The organism is Pantoea sp. (assembly GCF_039594315.1).
Classification (GTDB): Bacteria; Pseudomonadota; Gammaproteobacteria; order Enterobacterales; family Enterobacteriaceae; genus Pantoea.
In genome coordinates, this window is the sequence record NZ_JBCNNP010000028.1 from 34,116 (window position 1) to 48,496 (window position 14,381).

Annotated in this window: 16 protein-coding genes and 1 pseudogene; 10 read left to right on the forward strand and 7 right to left on the reverse strand. The window is 48.6% G+C overall.

What is annotated here, in order from left to right:
• Positions 1-90: 90 nt before the first annotated feature.
• The 3 genes and pseudogenes from ABDW13_RS15630 to ABDW13_RS15640 all read left to right on the forward strand — a co-directional run.
• Positions 91-2,037, forward strand: a pseudogene (locus ABDW13_RS15630) (VENN motif pre-toxin domain-containing protein); the annotation flags it as partial.
• Between the two features lie 361 nt (positions 2,038-2,398).
• Complete coding sequence (locus ABDW13_RS15635; RefSeq protein ID WP_343553480.1) at positions 2,399-2,797, forward strand: hypothetical protein; 399 nt, start codon at positions 2,399-2,401, stop codon at positions 2,795-2,797.
• A gap of 420 nt (positions 2,798-3,217) precedes the next feature.
• Positions 3,218-3,748, forward strand: coding sequence for a hypothetical protein (locus ABDW13_RS15640; RefSeq protein ID WP_343553481.1), 531 nt, complete (start codon positions 3,218-3,220; stop codon positions 3,746-3,748).
• Between the two features lie 111 nt (positions 3,749-3,859).
• Here ABDW13_RS15640 and ABDW13_RS15645 read toward each other — a convergent pair whose 3' ends face one another.
• On the reverse strand, positions 3,860-4,372 hold the full coding sequence (locus ABDW13_RS15645) for a GNAT family N-acetyltransferase (protein ID WP_343553482.1): 513 nt from the start codon (positions 4,370-4,372) through the stop codon (positions 3,860-3,862).
• A gap of 295 nt (positions 4,373-4,667) precedes the next feature.
• Between ABDW13_RS15645 and ycgZ the strand changes: the two genes are divergently transcribed.
• Genes ycgZ through ABDW13_RS15660 form a run of 3 tightly spaced genes read left to right on the forward strand, consistent with a single transcriptional unit; the run spans position 4,668 to position 5,582 of the window.
• On the forward strand, positions 4,668-4,913 hold the full coding sequence (gene ycgZ / locus ABDW13_RS15650; protein ID WP_343553483.1) for a regulatory protein YcgZ: 246 nt from the start codon (positions 4,668-4,670) through the stop codon (positions 4,911-4,913).
• Positions 4,914-4,966: 53 nt separating this feature from the next.
• Complete coding sequence (locus tag ABDW13_RS15655) at positions 4,967-5,257, forward strand: hypothetical protein (RefSeq protein WP_343553484.1); 291 nt, start codon at positions 4,967-4,969, stop codon at positions 5,255-5,257.
• A gap of 58 nt (positions 5,258-5,315) precedes the next feature.
• On the forward strand, positions 5,316-5,582 hold the full coding sequence (locus ABDW13_RS15660) for a biofilm development regulator YmgB/AriR family protein (RefSeq protein ID WP_343553485.1): 267 nt from the start codon (positions 5,316-5,318) through the stop codon (positions 5,580-5,582).
• Positions 5,583-5,605: 23 nt separating this feature from the next.
• Here the strand turns inward: ABDW13_RS15660 and ABDW13_RS15665 are convergent, their stop codons facing one another.
• The 6 genes from ABDW13_RS15665 to ABDW13_RS15690 all read right to left on the reverse strand — a co-directional run bounded on the left by ABDW13_RS15665 (position 5,606) and on the right by ABDW13_RS15690 (position 9,651).
• On the reverse strand, positions 5,606-5,806 hold the full coding sequence (locus ABDW13_RS15665; RefSeq protein WP_343553486.1) for a hypothetical protein: 201 nt from the start codon (positions 5,804-5,806) through the stop codon (positions 5,606-5,608).
• Between the two features lie 114 nt (positions 5,807-5,920).
• The gene (locus ABDW13_RS15670) at positions 5,921-6,721 is read right to left on the reverse strand and encodes a hypothetical protein (protein ID WP_343553487.1); all 801 of its coding nucleotides are present in this window, start codon (positions 6,719-6,721) and stop codon (positions 5,921-5,923) included.
• Complete coding sequence (locus ABDW13_RS15675) at positions 6,721-6,918, reverse strand: hypothetical protein (protein WP_343553488.1); 198 nt, start codon at positions 6,916-6,918, stop codon at positions 6,721-6,723. Before ABDW13_RS15675 ends, ABDW13_RS15670 begins: the two co-directional genes overlap by 1 nt.
• A gap of 161 nt (positions 6,919-7,079) precedes the next feature.
• Positions 7,080-8,231: a lactaldehyde reductase gene (gene fucO / locus ABDW13_RS15680; RefSeq protein ID WP_343553489.1), complete on the reverse strand. Its 1,152-nt coding sequence runs from the start codon at positions 8,229-8,231 to the stop codon at positions 7,080-7,082.
• A 302-nt stretch (positions 8,232-8,533) separates the two neighbouring features.
• Positions 8,534-9,208, reverse strand: coding sequence for an outer membrane beta-barrel protein (locus ABDW13_RS15685; RefSeq protein ID WP_343553490.1), 675 nt, complete (start codon positions 9,206-9,208; stop codon positions 8,534-8,536).
• A 152-nt stretch (positions 9,209-9,360) separates the two neighbouring features.
• Positions 9,361-9,651, reverse strand: coding sequence for a hypothetical protein (locus ABDW13_RS15690; RefSeq protein ID WP_343553493.1), 291 nt, complete (start codon positions 9,649-9,651; stop codon positions 9,361-9,363).
• A 511-nt stretch (positions 9,652-10,162) separates the two neighbouring features.
• Between ABDW13_RS15690 and otsB the strand changes: the two genes are divergently transcribed.
• The 4 genes from otsB to flhC all read left to right on the forward strand — a co-directional run bounded on the left by otsB (position 10,163) and on the right by flhC (position 14,377).
• The gene (otsB, locus tag ABDW13_RS15695; protein ID WP_343553491.1) at positions 10,163-10,951 is read left to right on the forward strand and encodes a trehalose-phosphatase; all 789 of its coding nucleotides are present in this window, start codon (positions 10,163-10,165) and stop codon (positions 10,949-10,951) included.
• Entirely contained in the window at positions 10,948-12,387 is a 1,440-nt protein-coding gene (gene otsA / locus ABDW13_RS15700; RefSeq protein ID WP_343553492.1) for an alpha,alpha-trehalose-phosphate synthase, read from the forward strand. Before otsB ends, otsA begins: the two co-directional genes overlap by 4 nt.
• Before the next feature lie 1,061 nt (positions 12,388-13,448).
• Positions 13,449-13,799, forward strand: a complete 351-nt coding sequence (flhD, locus tag ABDW13_RS15705) for a flagellar transcriptional regulator FlhD (protein WP_008102850.1) — start codon at positions 13,449-13,451, stop codon at positions 13,797-13,799.
• The gene (gene flhC / locus ABDW13_RS15710; protein WP_034821849.1) at positions 13,799-14,377 is read left to right on the forward strand and encodes a flagellar transcriptional regulator FlhC; all 579 of its coding nucleotides are present in this window, start codon (positions 13,799-13,801) and stop codon (positions 14,375-14,377) included. The genes flhD and flhC overlap by 1 nt, the downstream gene beginning before the upstream one ends.
• Positions 14,378-14,381: the final 4 nt, after the last annotated feature.

Sequence of the window (14,381 nt, forward strand, 5' to 3'; positions counted from 1 at the left end):
AAAGGTATATTCCGGCTACCGAGGCAAGATTTTTACATTGTTACTCAGTCGCCTATCTTCACATCGAACCAGCAGAACGGCAGCGCGGGCGGCGGCTTTGACGTGAAGGTTGGCGGGCACACGCAGCTGGACGGCGCGGTCATCGGCTCGACGGCAACGGCGGATAAGAACCGGCTCGACACCGGCACGCTGGGCTGGAGCAACCTCCACAACCAGGCAGAGTATGAGGTCGAGCACCAGAGCGTGGGGATAAGCTCGGGCGGCAGCATCGGCGGACAGTTCGCGGGCAACATGGCAAACGGCCTGCTGGTTGGGGCGAACAGCAGCGGCAGCGGCAGCTCGACCACCAAAGCGGCGGTGAGCGCGGGCACTATCGTCATCCGTGATAAAGAGAACCAGCAGCAGAACGTGGATGAGCTGAGCCGCGACGCTGAGCACGCCAACCAGGCGCTGGGTAAAATCTTCGACAAGGAGAAAGAACAGCAGCGGCTGGCGGAAGCGCAGAAGATTGGCGAGATTGGCGTGCAGGTCGGCGATATCGCCAGAACGCAGGGGCAGATAGAAGCGACAAAAGTCGCCAATGAAAAAATGTCGGGCGCAACGCAGAAGGACCGCGAGAAGGCGCTGGCAGAACTGAAGGCTAAAGACCCGTCGAAGCAGTACAGCGACGACGACGTTAACAAGCAGGTTTACAGCAACTTCTACAATCAGGCGTTCGCCGACAGCGACTTTGGTACCGGCGGCAAGGTGCAGCGCGCGATATCTGCGGCCACGGCGGCGGTGCAGGGGCTGGCTGGCGGCGACCTGGCGAAAGCGCTGGCGGGCGGCTCGGCACCGTATATTGCGAACATCATTGGCAGCAGCGGGCTGGCCCCCGCTGGAAAAGTGCTGGCGCACGCGGCGGTAAATGCGGCGTTAGCGGCAGCGCAGGGCAACAGCGCGCTGGTTGGCGCCGCCGGTGCCGCCACGGCAGAGATGACGGCGATGATTGCGGTCAGTGCTTACGGCAAACCGGTCAGCGAACTGAGCGAGACGGAGAAACAGACGGTCAGCGCGCTGTCCACACTGGCGGCGGGATTAGCCGGCGGGCTGGCTGGCGACAGCAGCGCGGATGCGGTGGCGGCTGCGCAGTCGGGTAAGACGACGGTTGAGAATAACTATCTAAGTTCAAGTGAAGCACGACAGCTAGATAAAGAACTGTCTGAGTGTAAAGCGAAAGGCGGAGATTGTACGTGGGTGGTTGAAAAGTACATTGAAATGAGCAACAAAAACAGTCGAGAGCTCATCGATGCTTGTACAGGCGGCGGTGTAGCCTGTGTTACTTGGGAAGAGCTGATCCAAGGAGCAACCAACGTTGCCAAAGACGCACACCCTTCCCAGATTAGGCTTGATGAGAAGCTTAAGGACCCTAGTACGGTGGCTCTGGTGAATTATCTCAACGGTACAGACCTGAAGTTTCTGCAAGAAAATATTACAATGGGTGATCGGATACTAGATGTCGTTTCCAGCCCATCGTCATGGCCGGTATTTGTCTTGGGAGGAAAAGCACTCGTTACCAATACAGTAACTAATGGAAAAGAGCTGTTAATTGCCGCAGGTGCATCGGCAGCTGGGAGTGCTGTTATTCAATATGGTGTGCATGGTGAGGTGAAACTGTCGGATGTTATTGGTGCTGGTGTTATAGGTGCGATTACGGCGGGTAAGAGCTATAACCCAACAGTGGCATGGAATGCGGTTGGGGGGTATTACCAAGCTGAACTTAAAGGTGACGATCCGTTCTTAGGAGCGCTTCTCAGTAAGACGGGGGCCGCAACGGGTTATGCTGCTGGTAACATACTTAAAATTCCAGCGGATAAGATATTTAATCCTGTGTCAAAACAGTACGAATGGGTTCCGACTGGCGTGTGGACGATTACTAAACCAGCACCACAAAATTCTTTACCTTCAATCTTAGGTAATTCGGGGAACGCTGCCGCTTCTGGAGGATTTACAGAGGGAATGAATAAAGCACTTAAAAGAAAAATGGAGGGACAATGATGAATGGTAAATATAAATCTATCATTGCTTTAGTTTATTTATGCTCAGTCCTTTTCATTGTACTGTTCATTATCACAATGTCATTCAGTTTACTTGGTTACTGGACTGGTGGTGGATATGATATACTCTCTTTTATCACTGATAAATTATTTAGCTATTTTAAGGTGGGGCTTTCTGGGGTATTGATTGGTTTTATTTTATGGTTTTTTTACTACAGAAAGTTTTAAATACTCTACGCAACAACAAAGTCCGCGCGATTTTGAAACAAGTCCCTAGCATTGAAAGATTAGACCAGAGATAAGTTCTGCGGCAGCAATACTGAAAGAATTGCAAGACGAAATCATTCAGGGGACAGGAAAAGATGCAAGTAAATAATGAACGAATTAATCAGCTGCTTTTGGAAAGAGAAAGATTAATAAACCCTCCACAACCAACGGATCAGGTTACGGGCGTCGGGATTGCTAGATTTGTCGTTTCCAGCAATGATACTCAGTCTGTATTAGAATTAGCAAAAGAAGTGATGATAATCGTTAATAATTACTCAACGGGAAAATGGCTTTCATTAAATGAATGGTCAAATGTTCTTCCACCCAGATTTATTGAGTGCTGTTTGCCAGAACTCTCAGAAGATGAGAAAAGAGAACAGGCTCACAAATGGAGCACATTATCTTATGACGAAAAAATCAAAGAAGCCTCTGAAGACGATAGATGGACGCTCGCATCATGGTTATCCTGGCTAGAGCCAAATGAACGAGAATGATATTGGTGGAATGTGGTCTTATTTGATGCGCCGCTAAATGATAGTCACTTTTTAATGGAGGTTACTGTTCTTGATTCGCCTTTTATGTCTGGTTCTCTTAAATGGTTATTTAAAGCCTGTGGGGCATTAGATATTATCATCAGAAGATGAGATATAGAAAGTTTTATGAGTTTATTATATTATATTTATTATGGAATGCAATAATAAATACTGAGCTCATTGGCTGATATGAATTGTGATTAAGAGTTGTTGGGAAAAGAAATCATGAAAATGAGCTGGTTTTATTATTAAACTGAGAGAAGGAATAATCATTGTCAAGTTTTTAACGAAAGATAATGAGAGAGGTAGGGGGTGATCATCTAAATTTATATAATTAATTATAAGTGATTTTTAATGAAGGCTTCTAATATGGATATTAAGATGAATAAATTATTCGGATGTTTAGTTGTAACAATCTCCACTATCGTTCTCTCTGGTTGCACCATGAGTTTCCGATCAACACCTGATGAATATAATGGTGCAGATGCGGCGCATATCAGGATTTCTGACGAAGGAAATACGGTTATTCGAACGTATGAAATGAAGGATGGATGCTACAAGAAAGTTTCCGAAAAGAGACTCACTTCAGCACTGGCGATAATGGGGGTTCCTACTTCTGGTGGCAAGAAAGTATCAGGGATGACTCCATCAAATGATATCAAAGGATTAGTGGTAAAAGAGTACAGTATTAAGCCACTGCAAAAACTGAGTGTGGTTCGTTATTATACTGAAAATCATACCTATGGCTCGTTCAATAAAGAGATGTCCGCGCTGTTTTATCCGCAGCCTAACAATGATTACGATATTATTGTTGGTGATTATTCCATTACAGTAAAAAATATCACACCATCAAACGGAAAAGATTCGACCTGGAAAGGTGAGATTTGTAAAACGGGTCTCCTGGATTGGTAGGTTTGATTCATCTGATATAACATTCAGATGGAAAACATTTCTATTCTAATTATAAATGAGCGACAAGGACCACCGAATCTCAGCTATGCTTGTCGCTCATTATCTTAAAAGCTAAATCACCATCCCCATTATATTGATCACGCTCGTTTGCGAAGCCGTAACAAACGGGATGTCTTTAATATGCTGCATACCAAACGCTTCATAGAATTTGCGCGCACGGACATTATCGCCCAGCACTTCCAGCCACAGATAGCCTTCGTGCTTGTCTCGCGCCTCATTTATGATGCTCTCGAACATCCAGCGGCCGTAATTTTTGCCGGTCTCTTCGGGATTCAAGTACAGCTTATTCAGCAACGCACCGGACATACCTGAATCTGGCACCGGCGTGTTCCATGTCACTTTAGCGAATCCCACCGGCTTATCGGTTTCAGCGATCAGCCAGCTCTCATTCGGTGCTGCCAGGCTGCTATTCAGCTCGACAAGGCCGTACTCTTTGTCAATAAAGGCATCCAGTTCTTCTGCGGAAACCCACATATGTTTGAAATGCGCGCTGTAGGTCATGCGGCCCAACAGGTGCAGCAAATCTGCATCTTCTGCCCGAGCTTTGCGTATGGTGAACTCCATGCCAGACATCCTTTCTACGTTCTTATTATTAAACATAATCGTTTGATTCTTAGGGTCAGACACCATAGCGCGTTGTGCGGCAAAACCCAATCGTCCAACGTGAACTCTGAGCGCTGAGCAAGACGTTTTCGGAAACTATCGGCTTCTCGTTTTCCTAATTGCGCATCGGTAGCACTTTTTGCAACAAAAATGCGCGGAAAAACTTCATTATGCTCCCTGTACAGGTTTCTAATACTTGTACAACTTTAACCAGGCCACTTTGCCTGACAGCTGATTAACTTATTTGGGGTCAACTATGCGTCAGAATGGATATACGCCGAGTTCAGTCGAGGCCATTGCCAACTACTTCAGCAAAGCTTCTTTACCGTCACAGCAGGAAACCCTGGGACAAATTGTGGTTGAAATCCTGCGTGAAGGACGTAATCTCAACCGCAAATCGCTCTGCACCAAACTGCTACGTCGTCTGGAAATCGCGGCTAACGCAGAAGAAGAACATCATTACCATCAACTTATTGGTCTATTATTTGAGCGTGATAACTGATGCAAAGTCCCGGTTGTATTGCGCGACATTTACTCTGAAATGAATAACTCGTTATGAATAGAAGTGAACAGCAGAAAATAATCGATGAAATTATTGGGGAAGCCGCGCTGACGCTGCTAAAGCTGTCTGGCCCAGTGAATACCCAAGCGTTGATTGACCAGCTGATGCTGATGAAAGAGCAAAGCAGCGATAATGAGCAGCGTGCAGCCGTTATCGCTGCCATCAATGATGTGCGAGACAGTATTCTGGCCGGGAAGAAGCGCCGTGAAGAACAGCCTTCCGCCGATAACGTCCTGCAACTGTTTGGCAATCAAGATAATTCAGGCAGCAACCGCAAGCATTGATCGTTAGGCTGGCGTTAAAAACAATTGAGCGTATCGCTATTATTTCGGGACTGGAATCATGCTGGAAAACCATGATCTTTATTCTGCGCTGCCTGACACCGAGTTGGCAGAGCATTTTCGCACGGCAGACAATACGTTAAGAAACGAAGCGGCGATATTATCGAAAGTCATTCGTGAAGTATTGGCGACAGAAGGGCGCGTAAGTAATAAATCGATTATTCTCTGGCTGATCATGGCGCTGGAATCCACGAGTAATGAAGGCGAAGCGGATATCTTGCGCCGTACCCTCGAAATCGTAGTGGGTTATACGCCAGACGATGCGTGAAAGTGCGATATTTCACACGATAATTAATGCATCAAATCAGCCAGCAAACGCATTGCGGCATCGCATAGGTGCCGCAACTCCTCATCCTTACTTTTTGATTTTATAGCGTGCAGCGATAATGAAATATCATGCGCTTTAAAACTGCGTTCTTCCCTGATAAATTCCGCAACAGCCTGGCCTATTATTGCATAAAGGTCCGACGTTAAACCGTTATCATCTCTCACGCCACCTCCGGGACTTGTATATATATACAGTCTGACACAGTGAATAAGGTGGCGATAGTTTTTTCTCGCGCTTCGCTTAAATAACGGCTGAATAAGCGCAGCGTTAATTAACCTTCATTTCAGCGTTAATGATTTTCGATGCCATCTTCTTCTTCCGCCGCTTTGATTACCAATGGCTAATGCGCTGGCGCTGGCAGGATCGAACAGCGATAAACTCTCAATCTGATGCACCATAATCACTTTTCGAAATTCCAACGCGCTCTTAGGCGATGAAGAAAAATTAATATTGTGGTTGTGATACCACTGGCTGTAATTATGCTCGATTGCCAGATTTAAGGTGCGCGCATCGCGATAGCCGCTGAGCATCGGAATCAGCACGATATTGGCGGTGCTGGCATGCTCAAAGGTGGCCGCATGAATCATGCCGATATAAATGCGTCGGGATTTCAGTGTTACCCACGCTAATTGGCCTTCTTCCATGCATTGCAGTAGCAATTGCTCAATGCCATTGGAACGTGAAAGATATTGATAGAGTTCTTTGCGGCTGCCTGCGGTAAGCCGCGCGCTGCCAGCCCAATTGGATCGATACATACAAAACAAAATGGCAAAAGCCAGCATCAACACCACTGGCGCTTGAATACCGAGGAAGCTCCAGGTCATGAAATCGACGTTCCAATGCACATTCTCGGAAGAATAGAGCGCAAAGGCGTTATTTACTCCTGAGGCAAACAGCAACAATAGCCAAATAATCCCGGTTGCCAGCACACCTTGCAACACGAAAATGCAACCGTATAAAGCGATGAGAAAATATACATCCCAGCCAAATGAACGTTTGATTTTTAAGCGGCTCGACATGTCGCGACTGGTATACCAATAGCCGCATACCATCATGACCATGAATATTGCGGTGCCCATTAGATATCCTTCAGCGTATGGATGTGTGCGGCAAAATCGCGCTGTACTTCGGGACTTAACGGATTAACCGAAGCGTTACCGTCTTCATCGATAATAATCCGGTCACCCTCCTGAATAGATTCTTTAATATCCTGGCGCGTCATCACCTGCATTAATGCTTCGGGGCTGCCAAACAGAGAGGTTATAAATCGAAACATAAGCGTACGATCCTGCATAATTAACGTGCAGGCAGTATGGCACAGCCAGAGAATTAGCCGGTTTAAGCTGACGGATAATCAGTAATATCGTGGAGTTTCCAGATTAATCTGTCGCAGAAAAAAGCAGCCAAATTCATCACTGGCTGCTTTCTGGCAGGTAATCAGAACAGTTCGCGATATAACGCGGTGATCATCTCTACGTTGCAATCACGCGGGTTGCCGCCAGTACAAACATCGGCAAATGCCGCCGCCGCCAATGCCGGCGCATCATCCTCTTGCATACCAATATCACGCAAGCGCAGCGGGATGCCGATATCGCGGTTTAACGCCACCACCGCATTGATTGCCAGCGTGCATGCTTCGCCTAATGAACAGCTATAAGCGCCTTTCACGCCTAATGCATGCGCGATATCCCGGTATTTCTCGCCGGTAAATTCAGCATTGAATGCCATGATGTGCGGCAGCAGCACCGCATTGGCGATACCGTGCGCGGTGCCATAAAAAGCACCCAGCGGATGCGCCATGCCGTGCACCAAACCCAGACCAACATTGGAGAAGCCCATGCCAGCAATGTATTGGCCCAACGCCATGTCCGCTACGCCCGCAGGTACGCCTTTGACCGAGTCACGCAGCGAACGGCCGATGATTTCAATCGCCTTGAGATGGAACATGTCAGTCATTTCCCATGCGCCGCGCGTGATAAATCCTTCAATCGCGTGGGTGAGGGCATCAACGCCGGTCGCGGCTTTGAGGCTGGCTGGCATGCTGGCCATCATCTCGGGATCGATGATGGCAATCGCTGGAATGTCATGCGGATCGTAGCAAACGAATTTGCGCTTCTTCTCTTCGTCGGTGATGACGTAATTGATGGTGACTTCGGCGGCGGTGCCAGAAGTGGTTGGCACGGCGATGATCGGCACAGAGGGATTGCGTGTGGCGGCACCGCCTTCCAGCATGCGCACATCGCTAAATTCCGGGTTAGCGATCATCATGCCGATGGCTTTGCAGGTGTCCTGCGGCGAGCCGCCACCGACGGCAATCAGATAATCTGCGCCCGAACGGCGAAAAGCCTCAACGCCGGCATGCACCACATCCACCGTGGGATTAGGGATCACCGCATCATAAATCTCAAAACTCAGGTCATGCTGCGCCAACAGATCGGTGATGCGCGTCGCTACCGAAAATTTGATTAAATCTTTGTCGGTGACCACTAAGGCTTTGGAATAACCGCGTTTGTGGATCTCATCGACGATCGAATTAATCGCGCCAGCGCCAAAGTAGGCGGTTTCATTGAGGATCATTCTGTTAATCATGTTAATTACCTTCACGTAGATGCCAGATTTAAGTTTTTTCGATTAAATTCATCAAGATAGGATGTTTTTAACCGCATCTAGATTTACGGCGTAACTAACATGCAGATATTGCGTTGCCTCAATAAAAGCGCTGTTTCCAATTGGCTGGAGTTGGGATTTGCGTGGGTTAATACTTGCACATTTCGTAGCGGCGCGATTTATCGCGTTCAGTTGATTTTAAAAGATCAACACAGTGCGATAAATCGCGCCACTACGATGCGGGCGATCTGGGATGCGGGTGTTATTGCTTTAAATACCGTGCATCAGAACAAGTAGCGTGCGCCCAGCGTGAATTGATTTTCAACCAGATGCGCTTTCATCTGCTCATCTTTCAAACCGCGTGCGTTAACGAAGTTATTGTAACCGCTCTCAATTTTACCCATATCCACGTAGCGGTAACCAAGGTCGATTGAAACGCGCTCAATTGGCGTATAGCTGATGCCCGCGCCGAGGCTATAAGTCAGGTTATTTTGCGTGCTGGATGCGTACTCACGCGATACCACACCTTGCCAGCCGCCCGCTTTAATCTGGCTCACACCCAAACCGGCGGTGCCGTACAGCGAAAGGTTGTAGCCCAAATCATAATCACGATAGACGTTAAACATCAGGCGCTGCACATCGGTTTGCAGGTGGTTGTAGCTGGTAGCAAAAGTGGAGGAGCCGCTGGTGAATTCTGCGCCTTGCGCAAAGGTGTATTCACCCTCGGTGCGCCAGCCGTTGCCCCATTGATAGCCTAGCGCCAGTGCGGCGGTGGCTTGGTGGGCTTTCTCATTACCGGCAACAAACTGGCCGACGCCAGGGCGTGAGCTGGTGTTCATCTCTTTGGCGTTTTGCTGGTTTTGCAGATATTTGGCCGAGCCGTAATAGCCTTCGTCAGCCACCGCGGAACCGGCGGTCATCATTAAGGCTAAGGTGCTGCATAATGCTTTAATTTTCATATGAATCCATTCTCTTCGTCAGTGGGATAAACGGAGCGCGAGCGTTCCTGGTGACGAATCATATGAAAAGCTAAATTGGGAAAATATTAGGTTGATTACGCAAGGGAATAGGTAGAACTACGCAGGAAAAAGCCGGCAAACCGGCATTAACATCACAAACCTAAGCGCATCGATTCGGCGCGTTTCGCAGTGTCATAGACATATTGCAGCATCGGCTCGAGATCGGTATCTGGTCCTGAGCTAATGATCTTGCCACGCAGCCATTCGATCTCGCTGGTGATATCCGGTGGGAATATGGTGTTGTTCTGCGCGTTACGCAGCCATTTAAGCAGAAAGTTATTCTTGCCGCGCACGCCGCCCGACTTCTTGGTTTTCGCATTGATTTTCAGCGCAACCAGAATGCAGTAATAGAAGTGAACGCGCTGGCTGTAGCTATTCGGGATCATCGTTTTTCACCCGCCACAACATGATAAAAATGTGAGGTTGATCGGTTTTCCATTTGCCGGATTCCTGCCGAAAGTCATCTAAAAGCGCTGATTTTTGCTCTGAAGCGCCCTAATTCCGCGCTGTAACCGCGCGGTAGACGAACCATATGCCAATCATCAACATTGATGCAAGCCGACTTAATCTGGGAAATCTCCCGATGCCGTAGAGTGGTGAAATTAAGCGAAGCGTGTGAAACGCCTCACAAGATTTTTTTTCCACTCGAAGCGCCCGAAAATCTAACTTTAACGCCCACTAAACCAAGCCCGTCTGGCAAAATCGTGATCTGCGTCTACACTTAATACTGACGATGTTCGCAGTCAGGTTGCTGTGTGAGCGATTATCTTGTTGGCTTGTGGAGAGTTTCGCAGCAAAACAGCATGTTATTGGCAAAATCTCACTGTACGCAGCATTACGCAGTCTGACTCCGAGCATCCTGAGAGCTAAAGCCCAGGATACAGGAGGAGAGTCGTGACCCCCGCGGTTAATCAGAACAGTACGTTACCGTCGTTAAGCGGCGGACTTTATGCCTTCTTTTTTGATGTCGATGGCACACTGGCCGCGATTCAATCGCAGCCCGAATCAGTTTCCATTCCCGCCTCGGTGCGTCAACGTCTGCAACAAATCTCCAATCTTAGCCACGGCGCATTGGCGCTGGTATCCGGCCGGCCGATTGCGCAACTCGACGCTTTAGTTGCGCCACTTGAAGCGCCCGCCGCCGGTGTGCACGGTGCCGAACGGCGTGATGCCACGGGGCGCTTGCATCGTCACAGCCTGCCGGGCGATATCGCACAAACCCTGCAAACAGAATTGCAGCAGACCTTAGACCAATGGCCGAACACGCTGCTGGAAGTGAAGGGCATGGCGTTTGCGCTGCACTATCGCAACGCGCCGGAATATGAAAACGCCATCATGCAACTGGCAGAAGATGCGGTGGCACGCTTTCCCGAATTGGCGATGCAGCCCGGCAAATGTGTGGTGGAACTGAAACCGCAAGGTATCGATAAAGGTGCCGCGGTACGTGAGTTTATGCAGGAAGCGCCATTTATCGGACGCATTCCGGTATTTGTGGGTGACGACCTGACAGACGAAAAAGGGTTTCTCGCGGTGAACGCGATGCAGGGAATATCTGTCAAAGTCGGTGAAGGGGCCAGCCATGCGCATTATCGCCTCAACGACGTTGAAGACGTATGGCACTGGCTCGAACAACTATTATTACAACTAGAACATGAAAATGTTGGTAAGGAGTTTAGGTTATGAGTCGTTTAGTCGTCGTATCTAACCGTATCGCGATTCCCGATGGTAGCAAGGCGAGCGCAGGTGGGCTTGCCGTAGGCATTTTGGATGCACTGCGTGACACCGGAGGATTATGGTTTGGCTGGAACGGAGAGATCAGCGAGTTCTCAGGTGAAGAAGAGGATGAAGAACTCACGCAGGTCGAAAAAGACGGAATTACCTACGCATCGCTGCCACTGAATCAAAACGATTACGATCAGTATTACCTGCAATTCTCGAACACCGTTATTTGGCCAGCTTTCCACTATCGCCTCGACCTGGTGCAGTTCCAGCGCGAAGCTTGGGACGGTTACTGCCGCGTCAATACCTTGCTGGCGCAGCGCCTGAAACCGCTGCTCAAACCTGACGATGTATTGTGGATTCACGATTATCATCTGCTGCCGTTTGCCGCCGAGTTGCGCAAATTGGGTATCAATAACCGCATCGGATTCTTTCTGCATATCCCGTTCCCAACGCCCGAGATCTTCAATGCATTGCCGCCTCATCAGGAGCTGCTGGAAATGCTGTGCGACTATGATCTCATGGGTTTCCAGACAGAATCCGATCGCGTGGCCTTCCTTGATAGCCTGAGCCAACTGACGCAGTTGCAGAACAAAGGTGAGAAGAAGCATCGCGCCTTTGGCAATACATTTATGACCGAGGTCTATCCGATTGGCATTGAGCCGGACACCATTAAAGAGATGGCGGAAGGGCCGTTGCCACCGAAGATGGCGGCGATGAAGCGCGATCTGGGCGATTTGCAGAACATCATCGCCTGTGAACGTCTGGATTACTCAAAAGGCTTGCCGGAACGTTTCCTGGCATACGAAGCCTTGCTGGCGAATTTCCCGCAGCACCGCGGCAAAATTCGCTACTCGCAAATCGCGCCGACTTCACGTGGCGACGTGCAGGCGTATCAGGACATTCGTCATCAGCTGGAAACGGAAGCGGGGCGCATTAACGGCAAATACGGCACGCTGGGTTGGACGCCGCTCTATTATCTCAATCAGCATTTCGACCGCCGCCTGTTAATGAAGATCTTCCGTCTGACCAATGTTGGCCTGATAACGCCATTACGCGATGGCATGAATTTGGTGGCGAAAGAGTATGTGGCAGCGCAGGACCCGGATAATCCCGGCGTGCTGGTGCTGTCGCGCTTTGCCGGTGCGGCGCAGGAATTGACGTCGGCGTTGATCGTCAATCCGTACGATCGCGATGAAGTCGCAGCGGCGCTGGATCGCGCGTTGACCATGCCGCGCACCGAACGTATCTCGCGTTATAACGATATGATGGCGGTGTTGCGCAAGCAGGATATTTCTCACTGGCGCGAGAGCTTCCTTAAAGACCTCAATACCTTGCCGGTACGCAGCGACGATCATGGCACGGCAAATAAAGTCGCCACCTTTCCGAAATTAGCCTAATTCCCTTCACGGTCGCCATTGTTTGGCGACCAAATTCCCATCACTTCGTAGAGTCGCCATTTATGGTGACCCAATGCCAAACTCCCGCATGATCGCCATTCTGCTGACCAAATTCACTCACTCACTGCGCAGCGTTTTCACGCGCCACAATAACTGCACGAAATCGATTTCATTTCTTAACGCGCTAACCCGCTCATCCAGAAGAAAAATCGCACGAATGGGTTAAAAAGTGCGCTATCGAACCCGCAAAAAAGCTTTTTTTCATCGCAACCCTAAAGATTACGACTGGCACGCCGATAGTTATCGCGTAGCAAACCGTAATTTCGCCAATTCATTCATTCTGCTAATGTAACGCTCTGTTACATCCCCTGCCGCACCCTAAACACTCCCTACAATGCCCTAACAGTTCCCAGGCGCGCTGCGCCCACTCTTCACGCTTCGCTAGCAGCTTGATGTTAGTGCCTCTGGGGAATATTCCCTGTAAGTGATTAATTTAGAAGCAGATAAATTTAGCCTGTTTTAGAGTTTTATGCTGCCATTGATCCTCAAGAAAGTGGCTTATAGCAGACTAAAGCCAACAAAGCAGATAACTGATCGCGTAGTAATGACAATCCACCACACAGCCTAAAATGGGCGCTTACGCGATGAAATATTAATGAAATAAACGATTTTTGTGCAAAAAATAGACAACAGAAAAGCGAAGCTGAAGCTTTGGCGAAAAAATTTGCCTTAAAAGTGTGACGTAGATCACACTTTATCTAAAATTTCGCACCACTCACGTTGTATGTAGAAATCAGACGATATAGATTTGCCTTGTTTTCAGATTAGTCTTAAAAAACTGTAAGCAGACGTCACGGAAGATGGTTACAACTCAAGCAAAGAATGGCCTGGAGTTTTGACTCTACTGGAACGATTTCCACCGAAAATAGGAAACGTTCAGTGCACGTTGGCGTATGCCTGATTATTTTTTGCCATCTTTAGATTTACCAACCAGCAACCCGAACCATAGAACCTTTAATTCTGTGGCCGTATATATGTCGCGACTATCAGGATGGAAAAAAATGGGTACATCAGAATTACTAAAACATATATATGACATCAATCTGTCATATTTGCTTCTTGCTCAGCGTTTAATTAACCAGGAAAAAGCTTCAGCAATGTTTCGTTTAGGCATCGATGAATCGATGGCAGATGCATTGTCACAATTAACTCTACCTGAGATGGTAAAATTAGCGGAAACCAACCAATTGGTTTGCCAGTTCCGTTTTACCGACCACAACCATATTAATCGTCTGACTCAAGAGTCACGCGTGGATGATTTGCAGCAAATCCACACCGGTATTTTATTATCCAGCCGCTTACTGCGGAATGCGTCGAAAGATGACGTCTCTGCGAAGAAGAGGGCCGTTTAATGACCGAAAAAAGTATTGTTCAGGAAGCGCGCGATATTCAGCTGGCAATGGAGCTGATTACTTTGGGCGCACGACTGCAAATGCTGGAGAGCGAAACGCAACTCAGCCGTGGTCGCCTGATTAAGTTATATAAAGAGTTACGCGGTGCACCGCCACCGAAAGGCATGCTGCCATTCTCAACCGATTGGTTCATGACCTGGGAACAAAATATTCACTCCTCGATGTTCTGCAATGCCTGGCAGTTCCTGCTGAAAACCGGCTTGAGCAATGGTGTGGAAGCGGTGATCAAGGCTTACCGTTTGTATCTTGAGCAGTGTCCGCAATCGGACGAGGGCCCGCTGTTGGCGCTGACGCGCGCCTGGACCCTGGTGCGATTCGTTGAAAGTGGCATGCTGGAATTGTCTGACTGCAAGTGCTGTGGTGGGAGCTTTATCAACCACGCGCATCAGCCGGTAGGCAGCTTTGTTTGCAGCCTGTGCCAGCCGCCATCACGTGCCGTAAAAAGACGTAAACTTTCTGCAGATTCTGCCGATACCTTTCCACAACTGCTGGATGAACAGGTTAAACGCGCCGTTTAAGTTT

What these genes read in the sequence shown, in the direction of transcription:
- ABDW13_RS15635 (WP_343553480.1), top strand. Translation starts at nt 2,399, where the DNA reads ATGCAAGTAAATAATGAACGAATTAATCAGCTGCTTTTGGAAAGAGAA.
- ABDW13_RS15640 (WP_343553481.1), top strand. Translation starts at nt 3,218, where the DNA reads ATGAATAAATTATTCGGATGTTTAGTTGTAACAATCTCCACTATCGTT.
- ABDW13_RS15645 (WP_343553482.1), bottom strand. Translation starts at nt 4,372, where the DNA reads ATGGAGTTCACCATACGCAAAGCTCGGGCAGAAGATGCAGATTTGCTG.
- ycgZ (WP_343553483.1), top strand. Translation starts at nt 4,668, where the DNA reads ATGCGTCAGAATGGATATACGCCGAGTTCAGTCGAGGCCATTGCCAAC.
- ABDW13_RS15655 (WP_343553484.1), top strand. Translation starts at nt 4,967, where the DNA reads ATGAATAGAAGTGAACAGCAGAAAATAATCGATGAAATTATTGGGGAA.
- ABDW13_RS15660 (WP_343553485.1), top strand. Translation starts at nt 5,316, where the DNA reads ATGCTGGAAAACCATGATCTTTATTCTGCGCTGCCTGACACCGAGTTG.
- ABDW13_RS15670 (WP_343553487.1), bottom strand. Translation starts at nt 6,721, where the DNA reads ATGGGCACCGCAATATTCATGGTCATGATGGTATGCGGCTATTGGTAT.
- ABDW13_RS15675 (WP_343553488.1), bottom strand. Translation starts at nt 6,918, where the DNA reads ATGTTTCGATTTATAACCTCTCTGTTTGGCAGCCCCGAAGCATTAATG.
- fucO (WP_343553489.1), bottom strand. Translation starts at nt 8,231, where the DNA reads ATGATTAACAGAATGATCCTCAATGAAACCGCCTACTTTGGCGCTGGC.
- ABDW13_RS15685 (WP_343553490.1), bottom strand. Translation starts at nt 9,208, where the DNA reads ATGAAAATTAAAGCATTATGCAGCACCTTAGCCTTAATGATGACCGCC.
- otsA (WP_343553492.1), top strand. Translation starts at nt 10,948, where the DNA reads ATGAGTCGTTTAGTCGTCGTATCTAACCGTATCGCGATTCCCGATGGT.
- flhD (WP_008102850.1), top strand. Translation starts at nt 13,449, where the DNA reads ATGGGTACATCAGAATTACTAAAACATATATATGACATCAATCTGTCA.
- flhC (WP_034821849.1), top strand. Translation starts at nt 13,799, where the DNA reads ATGACCGAAAAAAGTATTGTTCAGGAAGCGCGCGATATTCAGCTGGCA.